Source organism: Bradyrhizobium sp. CCGE-LA001 (genome assembly GCF_000296215.2).
Taxonomy (GTDB): Bacteria; Pseudomonadota; Alphaproteobacteria; order Rhizobiales; family Xanthobacteraceae; genus Bradyrhizobium.
Genome location: NZ_CP013949.1, coordinates 6,528,145 through 6,551,444 on the forward strand (window position 1 = coordinate 6,528,145; position 23,300 = coordinate 6,551,444).

Sequence of the window (23,300 nt, forward strand, 5' to 3'; positions counted from 1 at the left end):
TGGATGACGTCACCCTGGAATACCGAGAGATAATTCCGGATATGTCGATCTCAGGCCTCCGCGCCGCCGCGAAAAGACGGCGGTCGTCGAGCGAACGCCGTAGGCCAGAATGACCGTGTCCGAACATGCCACCGAGTTAACCTGCAATAGCATGCTCGCCAAGCAACGACGCCGCGATCCACTGGTGTTTCAGACAGGAAAGCCGATGCAGAACGGCATAATCGAGAGCGTGGGATGTGAGATGAACTGCTCAACGGAACTCCCTCTTCGATCTCGAGGACATCCGCTGCAACATCGCCCTGTTGGAGAGCCGACTACCATATACTGCCTCGCGCGTCGCGGAAATACCTTACCCTGGGCAGAATCGCGGGCGCATCAACTCCGATTATCAACGCTGGACGCCATCCCCTTTTGGAACCTCGAAAATTCGTCAGATGGCGATGAAAACTACAGCGACGATCGAGGCGATTGCAAATGCGCTGATACGATCCCTCAATGCGAAGACAATTGGATCATCGTCCATTAGACGCCGTTGTGCCATCATGAGATTCCTCGCTGTCCAATAAAGAAGAATTGGACAGATAAGCCACAATGTTTTCGGATGTCGATAGAGTGTCTGCACATCGGGCGATGTGACATAGAGCGCAACGATCGTAACGGCGTTCAAGCCAGCCGCGGCAGTTAGAGCGGCAATGACATTAAGGTCTCCGATCCTGTAGTCTCGATCTGAACACTCGCGAATGTTGCGGTCGACCCTGGCGGCTAGCTCAACGTAGCGTTTGATTAGTGCGAGAGAGGTGAAAATGAAGATGGAAAAGATGAAGAGCCATTGCGAAATTGGAATTTCAACTGCCACCCCCCCTGCAACAATACGCATCGTGTAAAGCATTGCTAGCACAATGACGTCCACCAGCATCCGGCGCTTGAAATAGACAGAGTAGGCGATCGTTAGCAAAAAATAGCTAACCAATACGCCGACAAACTCAAGTGAGATTATAGTTGCCAACACCAGAGAAATTAGGAGGAGCGCCGGAATCATCAACAAGCCGGTCCGAATTTGTAGAAGTCCACTCGCAAAAGGTCGTGCACACTTGCTAGGGTGTGCGCGATCAGATTTTAGATCGAGTAGATCGTTGAGGAAGTACACGGCCGACGCGCAGGCACAAAAGGCTACGAATGCGATCGCACCCGTGAAGATGTTAGGCAACGTGAGTTGATGCGCAGTTAGCGCTGGCACAAAAACGAGAAGATTCTTGACGTATTGGTGCACGCGAAGGGCCTTCAACCACACCCGCATGTCCGGATTTCCGCAGTCTATCGCGACGTAGTCGCCCTTGAGCGCGATTAGCTTATTGCTCACCGCATTGGAAAGACCGACTCCATACGCTTTATCGGCAGCCTTCCACACGGCCAAATCTGCGGAGCCGTTGCCAATGTAATCAAATCCGTACTTGCCGAACGCCGCCGTGAGTATTTCGGCCTTTAAAGATCCCGACAGATTCGTTATTGCGTCAGACGCAAACCAACCATCGAAGATCCCCAGGTGATCTGCAATGGCATTTGCGTGCTTTGCATTGGCTGCCGTAGCAAGGTAAACTTTTCTGCCGCCTGCCTTGGCTGCCCGGATTAGATCCAAAACGCAGGCGTTGTACGGGAGAGTCGTATAATTTAGGTCGGACGACTGAGCAAGGTAATGCTTTATGGCCGCTTTGCCATTTCCCAGAGCCCCCACCGCGGCAAGGTTTGCATGAAATCCCAGAGATAGTACGTTGAAGAAGGACTCATATAGCACATCCGCCATCAGCAAAGATCCATCTAGATCTACTACTAAAGGCTTGTCGCGCGGAACGGCGGTATCGTCGCTAATTTCAGCAACAGCGCCGGCCCACGAGCCCTCGCCGAGAACTTTCGGCAAAACATCATCGAGTTGCGTCGAAGTACCAATAAAGGCGATGTGGCCGTCACGGTCGACGACGAAGGATGTGGCATTCAAGCTAGAAGCGCTGGGCTTCATCCAAAGCTTTTTCATTTCACCTGTGTCGTCACACGCGATCCGATAATTCAGCTTCGGAAACGTTTCGTTCAACCAAGCGGCCCGGCTACTTCTCGTCTCCTTCGGCGTTGAAGTTGGTTCGCAGGCTGCGATTCCAATGGCCTCAAGTCCTCTGTTTCGATATTTTTCTTGCAGCTGGATCAGATGGGGTATTGCTGCCACACAGCCTGCGCAAGTTGTCCAAAACTGGACGATGTACACCGTCCCTGATTGAAAGCTCGTCAGGGGCTGTCCTCGCAGCCAGCTTTCCACCTTGATCTGAGGAGCCGGGGACGCAGTGAGCAGCACCATGTTACTCTCCACCGCTACTGGAAAGACTGGACAAGTTTTGAACGAGCTCCCTATTGCTCAGGAACGGCGCAAACGTCTTCAGTGGAACGAGAGTATCCCTCGTCTAACGTGTCTTCGTGTGCGCAAACTCGTTTCAATGTTGGTGCATTTCAATTGCAACGGCCGTGCCACGGCATTAGCGTGTATTAAGGAGCTGTTTGTGCTTCGACTCTCAACAGCGCCAAGACGGTTGTGTCTAGAATCTGACCGACTTTTATGCCTCTGTGAGAAACGGGACACGAGTCGCGTGCTCTGCGTCCCCAGAAGACCTCGGTTCCACTCCCCACCGACGGCGCGCCAATTGACGGCCCTTGGCGTGCGAACGTACGTGGGCGTCGCCGATCACGACATCTTCACAGTTGCGTCTGACAACAAGATCCAGCACCTCTAAGCGACTAGTCTCAATGTCGGTTATAACCCCAAGGACATGCTCCGCGTTCTGGATGCGCTACAAATTGACCAGCTTTCCCCTTTGCTAGCGGAAACCCCGGCCGCTGCCGGAGCATCTGCCACGGCAGCGCATCGTCTAGTTGACACCTGCGATCTTCCGATGCTGTAGCGAGATATTGCGCAAAACCAGAGACGACGTGACCGAGACGCCGAAACTCGTTCAGCGCCAGTGAAAGTGATCGAGAAGCTCGTCTGCCGGGCTTGCGAAGCCGTCACCCAGCCGCCGGCCTCCTCGCATCCAATTGCTCGGTGCGGGGCCCGAGCTGCTGGCCCTTGTTCTGCTTGCCAAATGCGGCCTGTATTTGCCGCTCAATGCGCGCCGCCACCATCGGGCGGGTAGAAGAACATGGCTCCGGCGGATCGAGGCCGGCAAACGGACGGTTGTCGCGCATATGAGTTCAGCGATCTCCCGAGACGGATAATACCTGAGAGAAGGGTGTGGTCAGCAGGGTCACCAGGTTACGCGGGTCGGCGTGCTGCCAATGCCGGCAGGCTGATTGCGTTCATTGCAGCCTGCTCTCTCACTTGCCAGAATTGTCGCGCCTATTCCGATGCCGCAAGCCCTTCTTTGCAGGCGCACTCTGACGATGATCGGCTGCGCTTACACATTGTTGAGCTTGCCAGAGACGACGCTCATCTGCGGCAGAGTCCCAAAAGTTGTCGGCTGGCTGATCTCTTGGTTCTATTGTCGCAGTCAGCGAGGTCAAAATGATTCCTTGCCCACTAGCAGGGCACGGCGCGTATCCACGGACTAACAGGCAAATACACCGACCCGAATGCTATGTGCCGGTGGAGACGATCAGGTCTGCAAATGGAGCGATCAAGAGCCGATGTGGCAGTGACTTGGTACCCCCTCATTCCTCAGGGGTGGACCCTTCCGTTTCGATCGTCCTATATTAGAGGTGCGCAGCTTGGCGCCGCACGTGCAAAGTGTAGCGCAATACCCCTCGCTGCGCTCGTGGACTGCTTCGCCCCAAACTATGTCTGCCGATCGTCCAGCCACCCGGGTTGTTGTCGCGCGCCATGGAAAATTGCCCCCTCGGCGTCACGAGGAATTGCCTCCTCCTAGGCTAGCCGAGGAGAGAAGCGAATGAACGAGGAACGAATCACGGAAAGCTCGTCGTGGAGTGATCCACGGGAGCAGGTGATGAAGACGCCGGATGACGTGACGGGAGATGTTGCGCCTGAGGGACTGAAGCGGATTGCGCGGCAGCTGGCCCGCAGCCATCACACGGAGAATGACTACGTGGCGGCGGGCGGGATGAAGCCATACAAGCCGCCTGAGCGCCCGAAACAGCTCGATGGCCTTGAAGGTTGGCTGCGCGATAGGTTCATTCGGCATGACCGAGCAAGGCGTGGCGGTCAGCGGGCGAACGGTGCAGCGAGCCGTGCAGCCCTACCGCCAGGCGCTGAAGGCCGAAGCGCTGGCGACCACGCGGTTCGAGACGGCCCCGGGCCGGCAGCTACAGATCGACTTCGGCGAGCGTCTGGTCAAGATCGGCGGGGTGAAGGTCAAAGCCTTTGTGTTCGTGGCGACGCTCTGGCATTCGCGGCGGCCGCATGTGCGTGCGTTCCGGGCCGAGAAGCAAGAGCACTGGTTCGCTGGGCTCGAGAGCGCATTTACGACCTACGGCGGCGGGCCGGAAAGTGCTGATGGAAATCCACGCGCGCTGGTCGTACGTTACGACATGGTGAGGGTGAGCCGGTCGGTTCAGTTTAATGACAAGCTCATCGCGTTCGCGAAGCATTGGGGCTTCCGCCCTCGCGCCTGCGCGCCGTGTCGGGCGCGTAGTCGCGGGACATTCCTTCGCGAGCTGGGCGGCATTTGAGGCGCATCTCGCCAAGTGTGAGCGTGTGGTGGCGAACGTGCGTATCCACAGCAGTGAGGCGCCGATCATCCACTTCGCGCGTGACAAGACACACCGGTTAAGCCGCTCAGTGTCCAGCCCTCGTTCGGATCATTGCGCGAACTAACCAGGGTCGTCGGCAACGATTGCGCCATGGAGATCGACACGAACACTTACTCAGTGCCGTGGCGCCTAATTGGAGCACCTAGCGGTAACGGTCGCGGCCCGCGAGGTGCGGATCCGCCATGGATTGCACCGGGTAGCCGTCCACAAGCAATCGGTGGGGCGCCGGCTGCGGATCGTCGACCTCGTCCATCTGGATGGTGTTGCTGGGCACAACGGCGCAGTCCTTCGGCCGGAGATTGCGGCGGCGGGGGTGCCGGGTCGTCTCCACCGCCCTCGTTGTTGCGTCCTCCTGCCGAATACGAAGCCGTGATCGGCGGAAGCTTCTGATGAGGCGCCCAAAGAAAGCCACCGAAGTACCGAACGATCCGCTCGATGCAATGCTGGCGCGATTGCAGCTCGCCGGTATCCGCGACCAGCTCGACAACCTGCTCGACGAGGCGGTGGGCGCAAACCTGTCCGTGAGACGCTGCCCCTGCTGTGCGAACGTGAGATCGCGCGTAAGGATCATCGCCGCATCGACATGGCGCTGAAGCACGCACACTTCCCACCGTGAAGGAGCTTGCGGGCTTCGACTTCGGGAAGGAGCCGTCGATCGATCCGAAGCAGATCCGCGAGCTGGCCGCGTCACACTTGGTCGGCGAACGGCGAGAACATGCTGCTGCTTGAGCCGCCCGGCGTCGGTAAGACGCACTTGTCGATAGCGCTCGGGCGAGAGCGATCCTGGCCGGGGACCCGGTGCAGTTCACCAAGGCGACGACGCCGGTCGCTGGCCTTGCCAAGGCGGCGAGCGGCGTCTGGACGAGAAAATGCTCGCGCTGTCGAAGCCAAAGCTACTGATCGTCGACGAGCTTGGCTATCTGCCGCTGGAACCCGACGCGGCTCATCTGTTCTTCCAACTGGGCAGCCGCCACTACGAAACTGGTGCCATGCTGATCACTCGAACCACAGCGTTGCCGAATGGGGCACGGTGCAAGTTCTTCCAGCACGAGTTCCCGCACGAGCGTTCGCTACTGAGCCAATGGACAAGCTGCTCGGCGACGAGATGAAACTCGTGCTGGCCGAGAGTCTGCGGTTGTGAGGCCTGTGCGTACGCATTCAGGACCTCAAGCAGGAACCGTCGCCAACGCTGCGGCAATTATGCGGCGATGTGGCAGGCGGTTGCACTCCATGCCAAGCAGTTCAGCGGCAGTTGCGCATCCTGCGCAGCCGGCTCGCCCAGATCATCCGCGGCTCCGCCCCAAGATCGAGGGTCAGCCGGCTTTGGAGAAGGCGTTCGCACTTCCCCTTGGTCGGGCCAGTCAGATCCGCTCGCAGCACCAGCGGCACGGCGGATGGGAGCTCTCTTCCTTCAACGCCCCCCGAGCTGGAGAGAAAGGGCAAGGCCGCCGCACCCTACGAGTTCGACGTGAAGGCGGATATCGTGATGAACAACCGCCGGACTCCCGGCGGCCTGTTCGTGCCGTATGCCAGGTCGCTGCCCATCCTCACGACAATCATACCTTGCAAGCTGTATTGACGACCCCGAGCCGCTCACGGGCTGTGCGCTTCAGCGGGCCTATGTCGACAAAGGATACCGCGGTCACGACGTGAAAAACTCCCGCGACATCTTCATTTCCGGCCAGAGGTGCGGCGTCTTCGGTGCCGTTAGGCGCGAGATGCGCCGCCGCTCCGCAATCGAGCGCATCATCGGGTACATCAAGACTGAACGTCACTTCGGCCGCTGCTATCAATTGTGGCGAAATGCCTTTTGGGAGGCTGGCCGATCGGGACGTTGGCGATGGACGGGGAGGACCGGACCTACTTCGAAGGCGAGTTCGCCATCATCGGGTTGCCCAGTCGCTATCTGAGCGGTGCCGGGCAATCCTGCAGTGTTGCTTGCCAAGCAAGTCCGTGATTGTTGAACTCGGCTCCATGAACACACAGTTGGCGAATGGCGTCTCCGATTCGGCGCAAGAAGCAACTTGCCGAAGCGCCAGCCTGCCGCGCGCAATTAGGGTGTGATGGGGTGGACGCCGTCAAGGATGATGACGCGTCTAGCGAACTGCCACAGAACCTACTGACCTTAACGCCTCGCCGCGCGAGACCAAATTGGAAAGATGGGCGACACCGTCTCTCAATCCTCGGCCGACTTCATAAGGTACAGGCGGACGACTTCGACGGAATTCGCAGGGATGGCACTATTTTATCAGCGTGACCGACGCTCTCTGCAAATTCAACCTGTCGCTCTGCCAACTTAAGCACCTAAGCGTGTGCAAGTCGATGCCGCTGCCTCAGATTTGGCTGTGTTCTCTCCTCGCCATCGCACGACGCCTTACATCTAAGCCCGCGTCCGGGTGCACCACGCGTCCTGAATTGCGCCTCCTCTGTTCAGGTAAACCCTGACGGACGCCATATGGCTGAGTGCTAGCTTGGCCGAGAAATAGTCAGGCTGTGCGCAGGTGCACTGGATGGCGCGCATATATCTTAACTTAAAAGGCCTCCGGCGGGCATGCCAGAGGCCTTCTTGGAGGTTAGGCTAGATCCCTAGAGCCGCGTCTTGTCTCCTTCCATTAACTTGGTGAAAACTTACCAGTTGCGCTGAGCACGGAACATCATCTGCAGAGCGCCCTGATCCCTTAGTTCGTACACTCCGCCGGGCTTGGCAATGCCTGACTGTAGCGGAAGGGTCACCGTGCTTCCGCTCGCGTACTTTTGGTTGAGGATTGCGTAGGCGATTTCGGAAGAGAAGGTCAGATTCTTCACGGGGGTCCAGCGCGTGATCAAGCCGACGACCGAATAGTTGAAGTCGGGGTTGCAACCAGCCAAGCCACTCGACAATGCAAGGGTTGCGACGAACGCGCCGCAAATATATCCCTTAGCCGTGCTATTATAACGCACAGCGCCGAAGCCGCCCCAGATGGCAGTGTTCCAGTACGGACTCCAGTTGTGGGTGTAGGCGCCGTTGAAACCGTATGTCGTGGTTAGCTGCTGCCCGGCGCCCGCAACGAAGACAGAGTCAGAGACGCCTGCGAGGCCGACGCTTTGGTAAGCCCCTGCCAACCCGCTACCGCCATACATAGCGTAAGTAAACGGCATATACTGCTGGAAGTTATAGACGCTAGCGCCGTTCGTATACACACCCTGCACATTGATCGTGTCACCGGCGCCGGTCGGGATATTCTTGATCGACAATGCAAGCTGGCCAGCCCAACCCCATTTGTCGCCTGGATGCCCTGTCGTTTCATCTGCACCATAGTATCCAGCGTGGTTGTCGTGCGCGACGAAAGACGCCTGGACAAGGCCCCAGGCCTGATCGACACGCAGCTGAGCGACGAGATCGGGAGACCGCGAACCGCCGATGTTAGCAGCGCCGTAAGTACCGGTGGCAAGCCCCGCCGCGGTCGCACCGCTCACGTTCCAAATGTTTGTAGTGCCGCGTGCAACCTGATCTTCGGCCGAGAAGCTAGCCGTTATGCCCTGTCCGAAATCAGCCGTATAGGCAAACTGATTAACGGCCTCCCATCCGCCGCCACCAGGTAGGCCATCGAACGAGTTCCCAGGATAGTTGGTCCAAGGTGAAGAGAATTGTGACTGCGCTCGACCGAATGTGAAACCAGCGAACTGAATGAACGCGTAGTAGACAGAGAGCGAACCGCCAGAGATCGATCCACTACCGCTGCCTGCCGGGTTGCTCCCAGTATAGGCCGTCCCACCGTTGATGGCAGTTGTGCCGATACCGGCATAGCCGCCCGCGGTCCAGGTGAAGGCCAGTTCAGCGTACGTGCGAAGGATACCATACTCGGTAGCGGTACGGGTATCGATGCTCTGGTCGAGACGGGATTGAGCCGTGTAGTAGTTGCTGAGGCGGTTGTGCGCACCACCAAGGCCGCTGGCGGCGGCGCCCCAAACACTGTTCGTGCCCAGCTGGACTGAGGCTCGCAGGTAGCCACCGAACTTGATGCAAGTATCGGAGCCCGGGATGTAATAGAAGCCAGCACCATACAGTGAGCAGATTTTCACATATTCGACCGCCTTAGCCTTTACGGGAAGATCGGCTGCCTGCGCTTCAGCCAACCCCATCAGGCCCGCCGCCGAAGCTAGCAAAAGGCTCTTTGCCATCTTCATTAAGAGTCCTCCAATTAAGTTTTAACCTCAAGGTGACTGCTACAGCCCTACAGGCAACAGCCACCCTCGCCCCAATCATTCTCGACCCGGGGCCTTCCTCGAACGCCAACTGATCGAGAGGACCAGCGACGTCGCGGTGCGGACCATTCCGCGCCCCGCAAGACGACGATGACAGATTGCATTCGTTGAAGGCGCGCAAACTTTGTACGAAACGGACGTTCGATCGTTGCGGCTCGGCAAGCGTGTTCTTCTCGTGTCAGAACCGTACACTTCGGACTTCTTCAGTACGCTTCGTACCTTCTTTCATTTGCCTGACGATGTCGTAACAGCATGTCCTAACAACACTGTCTGACTATTGGGAATGTTTGATTATGCGCGACGTGACCCATGCAGGCGCAACTGCAGTCACTCACCAGGTCTAAGATAAGCGAAAAGCTGAAATACGACCAAGTCCGTCTCAGCGGCCATGACGGTTGCCATCGCGTTCCCATGGTAGTGGAGTGGTCTCAGCCGCCCAGCGACGAACGCGATGCAATCAGGACTCACGACGTGAACTGGTGGCTGAACAGGTCGCCGGCTACATTTGCAAGGTCAACGACATTGGACCAAGCGAACATCCCTCACCACGCAGCCGCTAATGGCATGTCGAGCGGTCGAACTCGATGTAAGCCCCACGCTCGCGATAGGCCTAATAATTTGGAGGTTTACAGCTCGAGACACGTGACTCGAGTCGTCCAATTCTCACGCGGGCGCAACGTCCCGAAAAGTGTTACCCGAACTAGCCTGGCAGACGGGAACACATCTGCAGCGAGCTCTGCGAACACTCTGCTGTCTCGCTGCCCAATCTTGGGCGCAGCAACGAACTGAGCATGATGCGGCAGATGGTTAGAACGCCAGTCAGAGCAGCCCGCGAAGTGACGTGACGGCCTCAGCTGCTGCATAACTTTCTGAAATAAGCTTGTAGCAGCTGCATGCTCTTTGCTCGAGGCATTTGCGTCGGTCGATCTGCAGAAGGCCGCGCATCTTACGAATCAAACTCTGCTCTTCGAAACGCATCAACGCTTCAGTCACGCCGGCTCGGCGTAGTCCCAGAACGGAGGCAAGATAGTCATGAGTAACTGGAAGCACCTGGGAGTCCACAGCATCTCCTGCGAGGCAGATCCAGCACGCGAGCCGCTTTTCGCGGTCGTGCCGGACGCCACACAAGCCTGTGTGGGCGCAATGCATGTTCAACGCTTCAGCATAGCCAGCCAACTGGTCTCGAATTTCCGGGTGGTCGTGCATCACGCAGCGCAGGTCCTCAACACGTATCCTGTGCGCGCTTCCGGGAAAGATCACGACAGACTGATGTGTCGGAAGATGTCCTCCCACCAGGAACGAAGCCCCGACTGCACCCCGATGGCCTATCACCGCCGTTTCCAGGATCGCTCCCCCGGCAACGATTCTTAGAGAGACGAGGCCGGACTCAATGAAGTAGACGTAGTCAGGAGCCCGCTTAGGCTCCTGCAGACTCATGCGCTCTCTCAGAATAACGGGCTCAAGAAATTCCCCGATGGCAGCAAGATCCTGCAGAGAAACCTTCGTCAGGATCGCATTCTTGACGAACGCCCGCCCATTGGACCGAATTGAACCAGACCGATGAAGGCCGAAATGTGCGCCGGTCCGCCTAGGAGCTGCATCTCCCGGGCTATGTACTTCGGCAGCTCCGTGCTCGGTCGTCATGCGGTTCGCCTCCTGCTAACGGACTCCAGCGAGTCAACTCCGGTGAAGTTCACAAAATATTGAGTTCCAAATATAGAGTCACGCACGCGCTTGATTTATGCAAGGCGGGGCCCCTCAGGGAATAAATCCAGCGCCGCGCTGGTAATGTTCGACGGATTTCGATGTCGGACATTTGTGCATACCGGAGTGTCGCGCAGCGATTGGGAGCCGGACAAAAGGGACGGCGAAGTGCCGCAATGTGCGGTACACGCAGGCCCGCAACTCCAATCGCGCTTAACCAGGAACTCCCATTCATGACTTCACATCCGGCCGCAGCATCCGTTGCGATGCAGGACTGCGACGAGTCGAAGGGAGACGATCAAGCACAAGCGAGAGCGGCTGCGGCCGTGCCACCAGCGTCCCGCTGACCTACCGAGCGCTATGCTGGATCGGCTAGCGAGCGATCTACGCGTCACGCTGATCCAGCAGCGACCCGACGTCGAATGTGGTTTGGATATCATACAGGGGACCGCCCACTCAACGTACGTGCCTCAATAGGCGCGCGCTGCCAAGCAGACTAGTTCGCCTGATGGCCGAGCTCACGTAATGTAGGTGCATCAATGTGTTTCGATGCCTATTGTTTCACGCCACGACGCATCCATAGCTAGCGCATTGCGAGTTGCCGCGCAGTATTCACCTCGATCGACCGAGCCTCGTGTCAATATCAACAAGGCGCCAGTGTGAAGTTAAGCTTTCCGCTCGCTTGTGGTTGCTGGGTAGCCGCCTCCGCGCGCCGATCGCCACGATGTCACGGGCGCGGACGTGCTCAGAAAGTACAACCGCCACATCGATGCTTTGCGGAATAATGAAAAGGACGTTCCTGTCGGCGCCAGCGTAGCAACCTGCTACGGAGGATTGGCGACCGTATAGACCGGAATGCGACTCAAGGTGCCGGCTGGCGCAGTTCGGGCCGATGCCCAGCGGCTGCAGCATGAGTCTCCCCGGGCCTCGAAACACCACTTTCTCCAGCACGCGCGCCCTGGTAGGACGTGCTGCGGCACTGGATGACTCGGAGGTTGGAACATCACCTAGCGCTTGAGTGAGGTCAGCTCACCATGAAGGATGCAAAGTTGATCAGTATCGAATCTATTTTGACCGGAGCCAGGGTCACTATCGCTGGCGGGCCGACACCAATCTCTTCTACATACACGTCGCACGGCATCGCAAAATATTCGCGCGCTACGCTCCATGAAGCAGTACGTAGTTTGTTCAACCATGGTCTGACCCGCGTCGACAAGGTCTGCAGCGACATTGAGACGGCCGCAAAACGATATCAGCCGCGACGGCGCGGCTTAGGGCTCCTTGTTCACGCTGGGCCGCTCACGCGTGCAGCCTCCTGAATAGATCATCGCTATATCCAGGACTCTCAACCAGTGTGCAGCATTCGCGGCCCTTCTCGTCGAGAACGCAAGCGAGCATCAGCTCAAACTGCGAGTTTCGCGTAACGAATACGACAAGGTTCTGCACCCCGATTAATGGTATGGCCAGTCAACCTCTTTCGGCGTAGAATGGCAGCCACCAAATAACTTTCTGTCCGAGGTCGTAAAACAACGATCGTCGTTGTGATTTTGTGTTATGTCCCGGCACTTCGACTGCGACGCAGGCAGACGATTCTTTCTCTTGCTCGAGAGCTCGAAGAGACGCTCGTGCCAGGTCAACATGCTCGTGTTCCGATCGAACTCGCTATCAGCGCTTCTATCAGGAGGCGCTCAGGTTAGCCGATAACTCCCTCCGACCAAGAGCGCAGCGCAATGGACACCTGCCAGCAGGCTATTTTTGCCGGTAACGCAGATTAAAAAGGCCGCTGGTCCTCGAGCAGATCGGTGATGCGGGATCTCCAAAACAATCGCAAGCTGGCGCTGGCATTTCAGTGGAGGTTTCGCGCTAAGAAAACGTCGACATTCTACCCGGAGCGCTTGCTCGTGACTCAATTCACCCCCTCCTTCATCATCGCTTCGACTTCTGCGCGAAATGCCTGGCGCGACGCATTGCGCGAGTAGAACATGTGGCCGCCCGGATAGACAGCGAGCTTGATGCGCGGCGCCGCAGCAAAGGCGGGCAACTGATCGAGCACAAGCTGCGAGGCGAAATAAGGCGTTGCGAGGTCGAACAGGCCGTGTCCCACCAACACTGTCATCTTCGCGTCCGTCGCAAGGATCTGGCGCAACTCAAACAAAGAGTGCGGCGGGCTGACGCCGAAATCCCAGGCTCGCCCAACCCCGGCGTTGCTCAGCTCATAGGAGCCATCAGGCCGCCAATTCAGCTGGCGCGTGAGGAGATCGACGGCGGCGCTGGTCAGGGGCGCCAGAAGCGTGTCACGGGAGGGATCGCCGAATCCGAGGCTGCCGAAATCCGGATATGGATGGAGCCCACGGACGGAAGCGTCGAAGCGACCGGCCACCCTGCCGTTATTGCGGTCGAGCTCGCGGCGGAAGTCGTCGACATCGAAGCGGCCCGCGAGCCTGCGGCTTATCGCCTGGTCGATGCCGGTTAGCGTGGCGACCTTGTCGGCTAGCCGCGTGGTCGCTTCCTCGTCCGCCCTGCCTTTGATGAGGTCTGTCAAGAACTCGCCGCGCGCGTAAGCTTCGACTTCAGCGAGATCTTCCCTATTCACCGGTCGCTTGGCTTCGCGTGCGGTTGCGACATAGCTCGGCAAGGTTGCGACGTATTGAAGAAGGCTCGTGTCGCCGGTCTCACGATAGTCGAACACCGGTGAGATCATGATCAGACCCTTGACGCCGACGCCTTGCTGCATCTGTAACTGGCGCACCATCTTTGGTCCCCGAATGCCGCCATAGCTTTCGCCCGCGACATATTTTGGCGACAACAGGCGTTCGTGCTTTTCGAGCCAGCGGCGGATTACGACGGCGAGCGCGCTGACATCACCGTCCACCGAAAAGAACCGTTTGCGGACATCCTCGCCGGTCGCGACGAAGCGGCTATAGCCGGTTCCGAGCGGATCGATAAAGACGAGGTCGGTGAAATCGAGCCAGGTCTCCGCATTCGGCCTCACCTCCGGAGAGGTCGATGGTGTGACCTCGTCAGCATTGATCCGCAGCCGCCAGGGACCGGCATTGCCGAGCTGTAACCAGGCTGACGATGCACCGGGGCCGCCGTTGAAGAAGAACGTCACCGGGCGCCTGACGCGGTCGCTGCCGCCGAGTTGATAGGCGGTGTATGCGATGTCGGCCTGCGGCTCGCCCGTGTCGCTGAACAGGCGGATGGAGCCTGCGGTCGCCGCAAATGCGAGCGTCCGACCGGGCAAACCGAGCGTTTGCGTGGTGGTAGAGTCCGGCGGAAGTTGATGCTGCTCGGCCGCTGACGGCGTGCTAAGTGTTTGACTTGCGCGCGCGGCGGGACCGCCCTTCTCGTGGGCCAGCGTCGCGGCCCCGGGGTGCGACGGCGGATTGTCGGCCCAAGCGCTCGCCATCACGCCAGAGGCAAACGGGGCCAGTGCAAAAGCAGTGCGGCGCGGCGTGGTCCTAACGAAGTGCATTGAGTCTCTTCCGCGCCGGTCGCACTTTCGTCCCGGCCACACTTAGTGCGCATGAGGCGTGTCTCCCAAAGGTGTAACGCACTTAGCTGACAGCCGAGGAGCACCAAACCTATCAAGTCTGGTAGCAACCATCTCGCTGCTATCGTCGGCACGCCGGTTCAGGTGGTGGTGCTTCCAGAAGGCAGCCAGGTTTTCGTCGAGTAAAATGAATGACTTATGAGCGCCTGGGGGCGCAGGCGTCATTGAAGAACCCAAATGCTCGCCGCATAAATGCGCGTTGCGCATGCTCTCCTCGCCTGTCGGGCGCTGGGTTCGGGCAAACCTGGAGCGAGTCACCGGCGCGCCCGGCAAGCAGACAAACCCAACGCTACTATCCTCATGACGAAAATCCTTTTTGGCCCTTGCGGTAAATGCGAGGCGGGCTCTCGAAGGCGGGATCCAAGCGGGCGACGCATTCCTGAGCGCGCATTCTGCTACCCAACTTGACGCCCGCTTGAGGGCAGATTGGAAACCTGCCTGGATCTCTCCCGCGGGATGATCTTCAATGTGAGATGCGCGAGGAGTTCGGTCGCCTGCTACGGTGGTCTGACGCGGCACGCTGTGTCCCAGACGATTGGCGTTCCAATCGCAATGAACACAAGTCGCTCCGATCCAAAAGCTCCCAGCGCAAAAGGATAATGCGCCCAGCAAAGCACAGAGGAGGCGTTCGTTAGGAATGCCCAAACTCAGGCAACTCGGCCTTCAGTCCTTGATCCCGGCCTATATCGTTAGAGCCGCCTCAAATGCGAAGGCCAATCCGACATATTCTCGGCGATAAAAAAAAGGGGCCGCTTGAATGACTAGCGGCCCAAGTCTAGGGAGGAAACGCCCAAGGAGGACGGCGGCAGCGCGAGGCGCTACCGCACTGCAACAATACACGACCGCACTGCACACACAAGTCTTTTCCGCCGCCGTTGACATTCGTTTGCCGTTCATTGGGTTCGTCGCAGCGCGATCAGGTGCGAGGTCACGCTGATTTGCCGTGTCTTGCCTATCCTCTCTCATCCTCCGACATTGCTCCGCCAGACTCGCACCGCAGCGCCTGGCGAGAAACTGACGCACAATCGCACGCAGGAGAGCTTCGCCCCCAAATTCTGGAGAAAAAGACGAGTTCTGATCCAGGCTTTCTGCCGGCGTAGGAAGCCGGCAGGCATAGTCATCTTCTCTTTGATTCAGGTAGGTGGTAGCCGCTTTGACGCGGAATGCCGCTTCACGAACTGCGGCGCACTCTCGAGTGAGTGGGTTGATCATCTCGGGGTTGGCGCGAAGTGCCGCAATGACTTTCGACGCGCACTAATCGCCCCTCTGAAGATGAGATGGCACGCATCAAGCTTGTCCGATGTTAGAAGTACCCGAAAGGATAGTCGGAGCTGCAACCAATGCTGCCCCGAGCCCAGGAGCGCCGTTGCAGCTAACGCCGACCAAGCCATCTGAGCGAAGAAGCGCTCCATTTCCGGCGTTTCTGTTCAAGCGACGGAACGGCTTGCATGGGGATACCCTTCTATCTTCCGGACCAGGACCGTCAAGCCACTACTTCCCATAGTTGAACGGTTTGGCAACATCATCTTGAACTCGCTCAAGAACACGGGAGTGAGGCTGTCGAGTGATAAGGGTTTCCTGTCAAGATCATTTTGCCATACTCCGGCCCGCTCAGCTTGTCGCCGTCCATGGTCGATCGTTCGAGTGGCTGGATGTCCGCACCGACACAGTCGCCCAGTTGCGCGACCCCGTGACGCTCGAGCGAGCGTGGGTGCCACTCGCCGCAATCACCGTTCCGGCGCAGCCAGAGTGGGCGCCGACGCATCCCGCAGTCAGTGAGGCCAATCGCCCACTTTGTACTTTTTTCCGCCGCTTCCGTCGCCGGAAGCAATCAGCTGATACGATTGCGCTTCAGGATTAAGTTTACTCCTCCGACGCAATGGACGTACGTCGTCGACTTCGCCACCGTTCGAAGGGCTTTTTAAGAGGCCGCACCTTCGATTATTGACAGGTCTTCGTGCGTATCGAATTCCTCTCAAACACGATCTTGTCGCACAAACAGTGAATGTTCCTCCGGTATGAAAAAGTAGCCTAAGATCTGAATCGAGCGGATTGAGACGGCTCTAACTTATCTACGGCATCATCGACCACGATCATGAGTTAAGAGAGCCGGCATATGCCAGTCTTTTTTGCGACTGCATGATCCGTCATCCCGAATACGAGGGGCGTCACGGCTATGATCGGCACTGCGGGCGGGCCCGTTGGCCAGTTCTACAGTCACAATGGGGGCGATTCAGCCTCTGTTCGTGAACGCGGCTGAGTTCTTCAACAGCCTGTGCTAGACGGCCGAGGCAGGCTGCCTTGGCGGAAATCTGACCTGAACCTTTTCGATGAGGTGCGGTTTGAGTTCAACCTTCGGAATAAACACCGGGACCTCTGGATTCGGCTTGCTTTTGTCGTGTTTGGGATTGGCGACCCAGTCGTCCCGACGCGGGACGCTCTCAAGCCCAACAACAAACATGTCAAAACCGTCTTCCGTCAGCCGGAAGCGCAGGAAGTTATTGTACGCGCCGATACGAAGCGAACTGAATGCATCATTCCTGTTCATCCTAAACAATAGGCAGGTGATGAGCATATTCAAACCGAACAGCGTGCTCCCGATCAGAAAACCGACCGGTACCATCTCGGTGGCGAGAAGGCCGAACCACTTCCACACCTCCCACCACTCTCCACTCCAAGCAAAATTCTCGTTGTTGAATGCGATCGCATATCGCGCAGCGCCGATGAGGACGACGACATGCGCAGCCGCATGGATGGCACTTGAGAACCAGATCTTGAACCTGGTCGAGACCTCCTGCTTGATCGTGTACCCGATCAGGGACGCTCCAAAAACCGCAGCTATCAACGCGTAGACGTCGGGGCGGTCACGCAGCGAGACTAGGACGGAGAGCAGGAAGTAGATCGCGCCCATCAGGAGCGAGAAGTCCCAATTCGTAAAAGCGAACAAGACGTTTTTCAGCGTCAGCCATTTACTTGTCGAGAACGAAGGGTATGCCGCCGCGGTGCTCTTCTTGGCATCCGTATGATCTGATATCGCCCCAAGCTTCAGCGCCTCACGGTGATCAACGAAGCCCACCGCAACGTCCTGTTCGAGCTGGTGCGTCGGATGCAGGAAGGCCCCTCCTCCACCCGACGTGACGTACTGCCGGTCGTCCTTGCCGACGTAGCGGCTGTAATGGTGGGTGTCGCCGGACAGCAGCACCGGAATCGTGTGACCGCGCCCGGCGTTCAGCGCAATGCCCGCCGCGTACTCCATGATTTCCCATGATTTACGGTTGCTGTCGGTGTACAGCCAGCCGGGCTCGGCGCTGCACAGGATAATCTTCGAGTTCTCCGGCATACTTCTGGCGATTTGCTTGAAGTAGTCGGCCTGTGGCTGATCCATATCGTCGGCGAGTTGGATGTCAGTCGCCCACAGCCACCAGGTCTCGGTAATCTGGACCGCGAAGTAGCTTCGGCGCTGATAGGAACGCCACGCCCCGAGATGCCACGGCTTTTCCTTGCAGAAATAAGCAAGGAAAAGAACCAGTCCGTCGTACCAGTCATGGTTGCCGGGGATCGCGAGCACTGGCCGGCCATTGTCGTCTTTCCTGTCGTGGTCGGGCGCAGCCCAGGCGTAGGGCTGGCGAAGCTGGTTCATGTAGGCCTCTCGGCTCGCCTTCGGATAGACCTCATCACCGCCCATGATCAGCGCCTCGCCTCGGGGCAGCGCAACCTCGCCTATCTTCAGCTCTTTGCGCGCGAGCAGGCTCGCCACGGCATACGTGCTGTCGAAGCCATCGCCGAGATCGGCGACCCAGTCGATCCAGACGGCGCCGTCCTTGTCTGTAGTCAGACGGGATCGGAAGTCCTTCGCTCTTTTGGTGTGCTCTTCCGGCGAAACAGTATCGAGAGCAGCGATGATCAACCGCCGGTCCGCATATTGACCGAACAATGACGATACGACGACATTATTCAAGAGCTTGAGCAGCAGCACCGGATCGAACCAGTGCGCCATATGCGGATAGGTCTTCGTATCGTCTAACGGCTTTTCGGCCATTTTACCCCACTCTTCCTAGATAACGATAGGTTCAAGCGATGCGTCGGCAACGACAATGCCGGTCGCGTCCGTGAAAATCGCCGCGACATCTCGGGCCTTCTGCCGGTATGCCTCGTAAATGTCCTGACCTACCAGTGGAATGGCCTCCCCCAAACTCGCCACTTGCCCTTGCTTTTTCGCCACGGCGGCAGCCTTGAGCTTTTGTTCGTCTGTGCGAAGGCCCGCGATCGCGGCGTTGAGATCGGAGATGTTGGTCGGCGTCACAAGCTTTCCGCCGATGTAGACGACCTGGCTGAGCCCCACGATGCCTAGAATCGTGTTTGGGACAACAAAGGTCGAAAGTTGATTGACACCGGCCGCGATCAATCCGCCGATCACCACCAGACCAAAGATAAAGCTCTGGTACCGATAGACGTCGAATACTCCGTCCGTACTGAAGAAATCCCGCCAGGTCGCAGTTGACGGGTCGACCACGGTCTTCGCCACCGGAATCCATCCGTGCCGGAGAAGCCATGCTCGATTTTCGGCCGACAACGAATTGCGCTGACTATCCGTGCCTCTCGCGATAGTCGCCCCAATGCCGCTGATGCCGAGCAGAGTCAAAATTGAGCCCGAGAGGTCCACCAGGGTCCCTGTCTGCAACAGCAGAAGAGTAATCAGCGCTGCGACTGCAAGTGAGAAGGCCAAGGTCTGGAAGGTTGACAGGCTGCCCTTTCCGTCTGGTCCAGCGGAGACTTGGGCGGGGTTCAGAGCGCGGAGAAAAGACGCGAGCGTGTGGTCTTGCTTGCGAAGGGCAAATGCGATCCAAAGGTATAAGACCAGGATCTCAGCCGCCACAGCGATTATGCTAAGCCAATAAGGGCTAAGACGGACACTCACTGATGAGACACGCCAAGGGGATTGCCCGGCTGGATTGTTGCACGTGTAGAGATACAGATTGACCCTGCTCCAAAACCAAGCCAAGTCGTCGCTCATGTTCAGCGTGACAATCGTCTGATTGGGCTCGAGCAGGTGTTTCTGCACCAGCGGATCTGACTCCGTCGCGCGATGAGTGACGGCGTCCTGGCGCTTGAAGAGGTAAGTCTCATCGCCGTAGTCGATCCCGGCGAAGTATCGCACTCCATCTACGAATGGCGCGCGCACACCAATGTCGACACGTTGGTTGGTCGGTAGAAAGTTCGTGGCAAGTACGATGGGGGCACCTACCGGATTTCGGCCAGATCGCAGCTCCACCGCAAACTCCCCTAGCTGCACGCACTGCTTCTGCGGATCGCTGGGGGCGATGGCCTCCACGTCTGGTCTGGCGGAGGGTGCTTCGGGCTTTTGCGGCACCTCCCCGCCTCGTCCCGCCGTCGCCCCCGGAGCTTGAGGAGCCGGATCCTTGCTGGGAGTGTTCGATTGCTGAGCCTTGGACGGCATGGCCGAGAAACAGCCGGCCAGCGCGAGCGCATATATGGCGACGATAAACGATCTCAGCATGCACCCACCCAGCCGGCCTAAGCATCAGCACCAATTTACCTGTAGTTGCATCAGCCTTTCAAGCCAACCATTCAATTTATCCCCCGCCCGCTCATTCCAGGTGCGCGACGGCTCGCTAGGCTGCCAAAGAGACGGCATGCGGATCGACGATCTACGCTAGGCTGGGCGAACGACTGGTGCACGACAGTATCGACGAGCAACTGTTCTCTTTAGACGCTCAACGCACCATAGGGTCCCTATAGAACACTGGCGCAGAATTCCTGCTGTTTTGAGCAACGAACGGTTTCTTTTTGCGGTGGGAGCACTGAGCGACAGGAGTTCCGATGGCTGAAGCAAACTCTTCGCGAGGAAAGACGATACAACTTCTCGATCCGGAGATGCTTTCTGTCATCCTGGGCCTTCTTCAGCCCGAACCAACTGGTCTTCGGCGTTTCCACGTCGCCCATCTTGTGAACGATGCGAATGCTGACGGTCACGTAGCCGAAGGTGTTGGTGGCCGCACGACCGTAGGCGATCTGGGTCAATTGTAGACCTGGCCCGGCTGTCACCACCCGATCCGCGGAGAAGTAGACCGGCACAACACCCTTGATCGCCGCGTTGTACCTCGCGCAACATCTTACTGCGTCCGTGGGGTCGGCGGGAACACAGGCACCGGCGCCACAATGAAACGTTTGTTCGAGGACGCGCCGCCGGTACGGCATCCGGCGATGCTTTTGATCGTTCCTCTGTAAGTTCTCCCAGCAGACGGGAATTTCCTTGATGTCCCATTTCAAGCCGCGAATGACCACCCCGCACAGCTCTATCTCGGACACTCCCGTAGGAGGCGCCAGCTGAGCGTTCGTGCCTTAGCACAACGAAGAGCGGCAGCAGCAGAACGAGTTTTGGCAACCAGACACGGTTTACGAACGAGATTAGCAGCCTCCGGGCAATTCCTGCGACTTTTCTCCTCCCGGTGAGGGAGCCGTGTAAATTGGATTGTCCTTTGACCCAAGCGGTGGCCTCTTCGCCGCGTAGCCCGCTGATCCGATTTGGCTCCTTTTGCAAGAACCGCATTCGGACCGTTGATATAGATTCGGAGGTTACTGAACTGCTGAGCTGAGGCCGACGCCTGGACGGCGGCAGGTGTCCAGCGCTTTGGAGTGAGGGAGCATTTTGCCTCGATGCCCGCCGGCAACCTGGACCGAAAACGTATACGCCATTGCCCCGGCTCCGCGCCTTCTGCAGGCATCGCCAGTGTGAGATTATTGGCTGCTATCAGGATCGCGCTGTCTCGCAGCCAAGCTGCCAGTGGCTTGGATGCATCGACAATGATGCGCTTGCTGGCGCGGGTCCGCATACTTGTTCTCACGAGCCGCTCAAGCTCGATCGGATCAGCGGGCGTTCCTCGCATGCAGCCGCGCTCATACGTTGCAGGACTCGACGACGCCTGCATCGCATCGGAAGCAAGCTCGGCGTTCTGCTTCATCAGGATAGCCAGATCAGTTAATAGGTGTTCTTGACCGAAGCCAAGTCGTGGCCCACATGGGCCACCTCATTGCTGGTTGCACTTTAGAATCCGCTTGTAATTGAATGCCGTGCCGGATCCGAGCCCGCCCCGGTCACCTTCTACTCCAGGAAGAACTTGCCCTACGGGAGGATCTATTTCGAAATGATCATACCTGTTGAACACCTCTTCAGGGGGGCCTTGTAGATCTTCAGGTATTCCCTCCGCCTCTCCCGTTTCGATCTGGTAGAAAGTCGCGACTTCACACTTGATTGAGGAAATACGGCAGCTCACCCGCTGTGATCACGCCCGTCTGCGGATCATGAATGTGATTCGGGTTGGTGCCAACCGTGCATGGCGAGACAAATGCCGTCGCACGGGTCGGCTGAACTTCGACAAATGAACGTTCTGGTCCGCATCGCTAACTCCGCGGATCTCTGCCAGATTGAAAAACCGTCTGCTTTAGGTTCGTCATTGGCATCGTGAGGACAGCGCAGCTTTCCATTGCATTCGCCATGTTTAGCGCAGATTTTCCTCGTGGCTCTGCACTCCTCCTTGAAACGGAAAGGCGTGGCCAGTCGCATCAGGACCAAGAAGTGTGAGCAACGATTGGAGTGGGTTGCAAAATCGTCTGCGCACGCCTATCGAAAGAGAATATTGCCGATCTGATTTGGACGAAAATTTTGCGAAGGCCCGTGGATAGCCGAGCCAAAACGTCAGCCTTTGATGCCTGGAAGAAAGGAGCGCGAGAGCTCTCCGACCGGCAGGAGCTGATCACGAATGCCAGTCGGGATGAGCTCAGGAAAGCGCTAATCGAGCTCGACACGCTGTTTCGGAATGCTCCGGGAAGCGTGCACAAGGCCTATCGGAATCTCACAGAAAAGAGAATCGAGGAGGCACGAGAGAGTTTCGCTGGCTCAATAGGAGACGGCCATCTCTCCTGGTCGTTGTCCGATGAGACGCCTGAGCTGGCGGCGTCAATGATGGGCGGCCTCATACGGGAAATCGACCGGGTGCTTGCTGAGCGGCGTTCGCGATGGCCAATTGCGCCGAGTGAGTGGCACGTCGAGCAACTTGGATGCTGGTTCATTCCGCGGCAAGGCGTGAGCGCATTGCGCCCTGCTCGAAGACTTCAGGCCTACTCGAAGCGGGGTCTACTGTTTCATCGGATATTGCCTTCAGTGATCCAGGGCTACCCTGTCCATGTCGTGGATACTCGCACGCTGCATACGACCGCTTCCGACGCGAGCAAGTGGAAGATGGGTGCTTGCCTGTTCAAGGCCTTAGAACTCAAGCCAGAGTTTTTCTCCGTAGCAGGCGATAAGCGTTTCAGGATAGCGCGCGTTGAGGCGCCGTCAGCAGAGGACGCGATTGCTGAGCAGATCGCTGAGGCTCTGAAAGAGAACTGCATCGCAGCTGTGTGGCCCGAGCTAACTGTCTCGCCGGAACTGCGTGAGAAGATTGTCGGGTTCATTCGAGACCGGGATGTTACGGACGAGCTCGAAGCGCCCGAGATTCTGATTCCAGGGACTTGGCATGAAGAAACCGACCACGGGACCGTCAACCGGGCCAGGATCTACGACGGTTACGGAGAGGAGCGCTTGAGCTACGACAAGATCGCTCCATACGCCGACGAGGGCTGGGGCATGGAAAATATCACCGCGGGCGACCGGATATGTGTCCTTGCCACAGAAGGCGCATTGATCGGCGTCGCCATTTGCCTGGATTTTTGTGACGTGTGCCAGACGCCTTTTAGTGAGCTCGACGTCGACGTCATGCTGGTCCCGTCAATGGGTAACGACCGCACAATGCAAGGCCACCAGACCACCGCGGCGCAAGTTGAGGTGAGGTTCGGTACCCGCAGCTTCGTGGTGCAGCATCCGACCGAGACGACATTCACAGACCACCGTATAGGTACTATACTACCCCTTCTGAAAGAACCCAACGCCATTTCACCCAGGGAACTCGGCCAAAAAACCGTTTGGGCAGCCTACAAATGGCTCTCTTGACAACTAGATCTGGGGACTAAAATCAGAGTAAAGCGTTGTAAAGCG

At 57.9% G+C, this 23,300-nt stretch carries 10 protein-coding genes and 2 pseudogenes; 4 read left to right on the forward strand and 8 right to left on the reverse strand.

Going from position 1 to position 23,300, the window contains the following annotated elements:
* Positions 1-430: 430 nt before the first annotated feature.
* Complete coding sequence (locus BCCGELA001_RS29970) at positions 431-2,344, reverse strand: UbiA family prenyltransferase (protein ID WP_236840776.1); 1,914 nt, start codon at positions 2,342-2,344, stop codon at positions 431-433.
* A gap of 1,790 nt (positions 2,345-4,134) precedes the next feature.
* Between BCCGELA001_RS29970 and BCCGELA001_RS38625 the strand changes: the two genes are divergently transcribed.
* Positions 4,135-4,662 carry a DDE-type integrase/transposase/recombinase gene (locus BCCGELA001_RS38625; protein ID WP_202815395.1) on the forward strand — a complete coding sequence of 176 codons (528 nt, stop codon included), beginning with the start codon at positions 4,135-4,137 and terminating at the stop codon, positions 4,660-4,662.
* A gap of 223 nt (positions 4,663-4,885) precedes the next feature.
* Here the strand turns inward: BCCGELA001_RS38625 and BCCGELA001_RS39045 are convergent, their stop codons facing one another.
* Positions 4,886-5,341, reverse strand: coding sequence for a hypothetical protein (locus BCCGELA001_RS39045; RefSeq protein WP_236840777.1), 456 nt, complete (start codon positions 5,339-5,341; stop codon positions 4,886-4,888).
* Positions 5,342-5,612: 271 nt separating this feature from the next.
* Between BCCGELA001_RS39045 and BCCGELA001_RS39550 the strand changes: the two are divergent.
* Positions 5,613-6,533: pseudogene (locus BCCGELA001_RS39550) on the forward strand (ATP-binding protein); the annotation flags it as partial.
* A 50-nt stretch (positions 6,534-6,583) separates the two neighbouring features.
* Positions 6,584-6,752: pseudogene (locus tag BCCGELA001_RS38195) on the forward strand (IS630 family transposase); the annotation flags it as partial.
* 619 nt (positions 6,753-7,371) lie between these two features.
* Here the strand turns inward: BCCGELA001_RS38195 and BCCGELA001_RS29995 are convergent.
* The 6 genes from BCCGELA001_RS29995 to BCCGELA001_RS30020 all read right to left on the reverse strand — a co-directional run bounded on the left by BCCGELA001_RS29995 (position 7,372) and on the right by BCCGELA001_RS30020 (position 20,575).
* Positions 7,372-8,910, reverse strand: a complete 1,539-nt coding sequence (locus BCCGELA001_RS29995) for a porin (RefSeq protein ID WP_008545097.1) — start codon at positions 8,908-8,910, stop codon at positions 7,372-7,374.
* A gap of 897 nt (positions 8,911-9,807) precedes the next feature.
* A complete protein-coding gene (locus BCCGELA001_RS30000) occupies positions 9,808-10,632 on the reverse strand; it encodes a Crp/Fnr family transcriptional regulator (RefSeq protein ID WP_008545098.1) in 825 nt (274 codons plus the stop codon).
* A gap of 1,966 nt (positions 10,633-12,598) precedes the next feature.
* Entirely contained in the window at positions 12,599-14,167 is a 1,569-nt protein-coding gene (locus tag BCCGELA001_RS30005; RefSeq protein WP_083543448.1) for a S10 family peptidase, read from the reverse strand.
* A 2,356-nt stretch (positions 14,168-16,523) separates the two neighbouring features.
* On the reverse strand, positions 16,524-18,284 hold the full coding sequence (locus BCCGELA001_RS30010; RefSeq protein WP_008545099.1) for a metallophosphoesterase: 1,761 nt from the start codon (positions 18,282-18,284) through the stop codon (positions 16,524-16,526).
* A 15-nt stretch (positions 18,285-18,299) separates the two neighbouring features.
* Positions 18,300-19,763 carry a hypothetical protein gene (locus BCCGELA001_RS30015; RefSeq protein ID WP_008545100.1) on the reverse strand — a complete coding sequence of 488 codons (1,464 nt, stop codon included), beginning with the start codon at positions 19,761-19,763 and terminating at the stop codon, positions 18,300-18,302.
* Positions 19,764-19,999: 236 nt separating this feature from the next.
* Positions 20,000-20,575 carry a hypothetical protein gene (locus BCCGELA001_RS30020; protein WP_008545101.1) on the reverse strand — a complete coding sequence of 192 codons (576 nt, stop codon included), beginning with the start codon at positions 20,573-20,575 and terminating at the stop codon, positions 20,000-20,002.
* Between the two features lie 1,285 nt (positions 20,576-21,860).
* On the opposite strand from BCCGELA001_RS30020, the gene BCCGELA001_RS30025 reads away from it, so the two are divergent.
* Complete coding sequence (locus BCCGELA001_RS30025; RefSeq protein WP_144441560.1) at positions 21,861-23,255, forward strand: hypothetical protein; 1,395 nt, start codon at positions 21,861-21,863, stop codon at positions 23,253-23,255.
* Positions 23,256-23,300 lie beyond the last annotated feature (45 nt).

What these genes read in the sequence shown, in the direction of transcription:
- BCCGELA001_RS29970 (WP_236840776.1), bottom strand. Translation starts at nt 2,344, where the DNA reads ATGGTGCTGCTCACTGCGTCCCCGGCTCCTCAGATCAAGGTGGAAAGC.
- BCCGELA001_RS38625 (WP_202815395.1), top strand. Translation starts at nt 4,135, where the DNA reads ATGGCCTTGAAGGTTGGCTGCGCGATAGGTTCATTCGGCATGACCGAG.
- BCCGELA001_RS29995 (WP_008545097.1), bottom strand. Translation starts at nt 8,910, where the DNA reads ATGAAGATGGCAAAGAGCCTTTTGCTAGCTTCGGCGGCGGGCCTGATG.
- BCCGELA001_RS30000 (WP_008545098.1), bottom strand. Translation starts at nt 10,632, where the DNA reads ATGACGACCGAGCACGGAGCTGCCGAAGTACATAGCCCGGGAGATGCA.
- BCCGELA001_RS30005 (WP_083543448.1), bottom strand. Translation starts at nt 14,167, where the DNA reads ATGCACTTCGTTAGGACCACGCCGCGCCGCACTGCTTTTGCACTGGCC.
- BCCGELA001_RS30010 (WP_008545099.1), bottom strand. Translation starts at nt 18,284, where the DNA reads ATGGCCGAAAAGCCGTTAGACGATACGAAGACCTATCCGCATATGGCG.
- BCCGELA001_RS30015 (WP_008545100.1), bottom strand. Translation starts at nt 19,763, where the DNA reads ATGCTGAGATCGTTTATCGTCGCCATATATGCGCTCGCGCTGGCCGGC.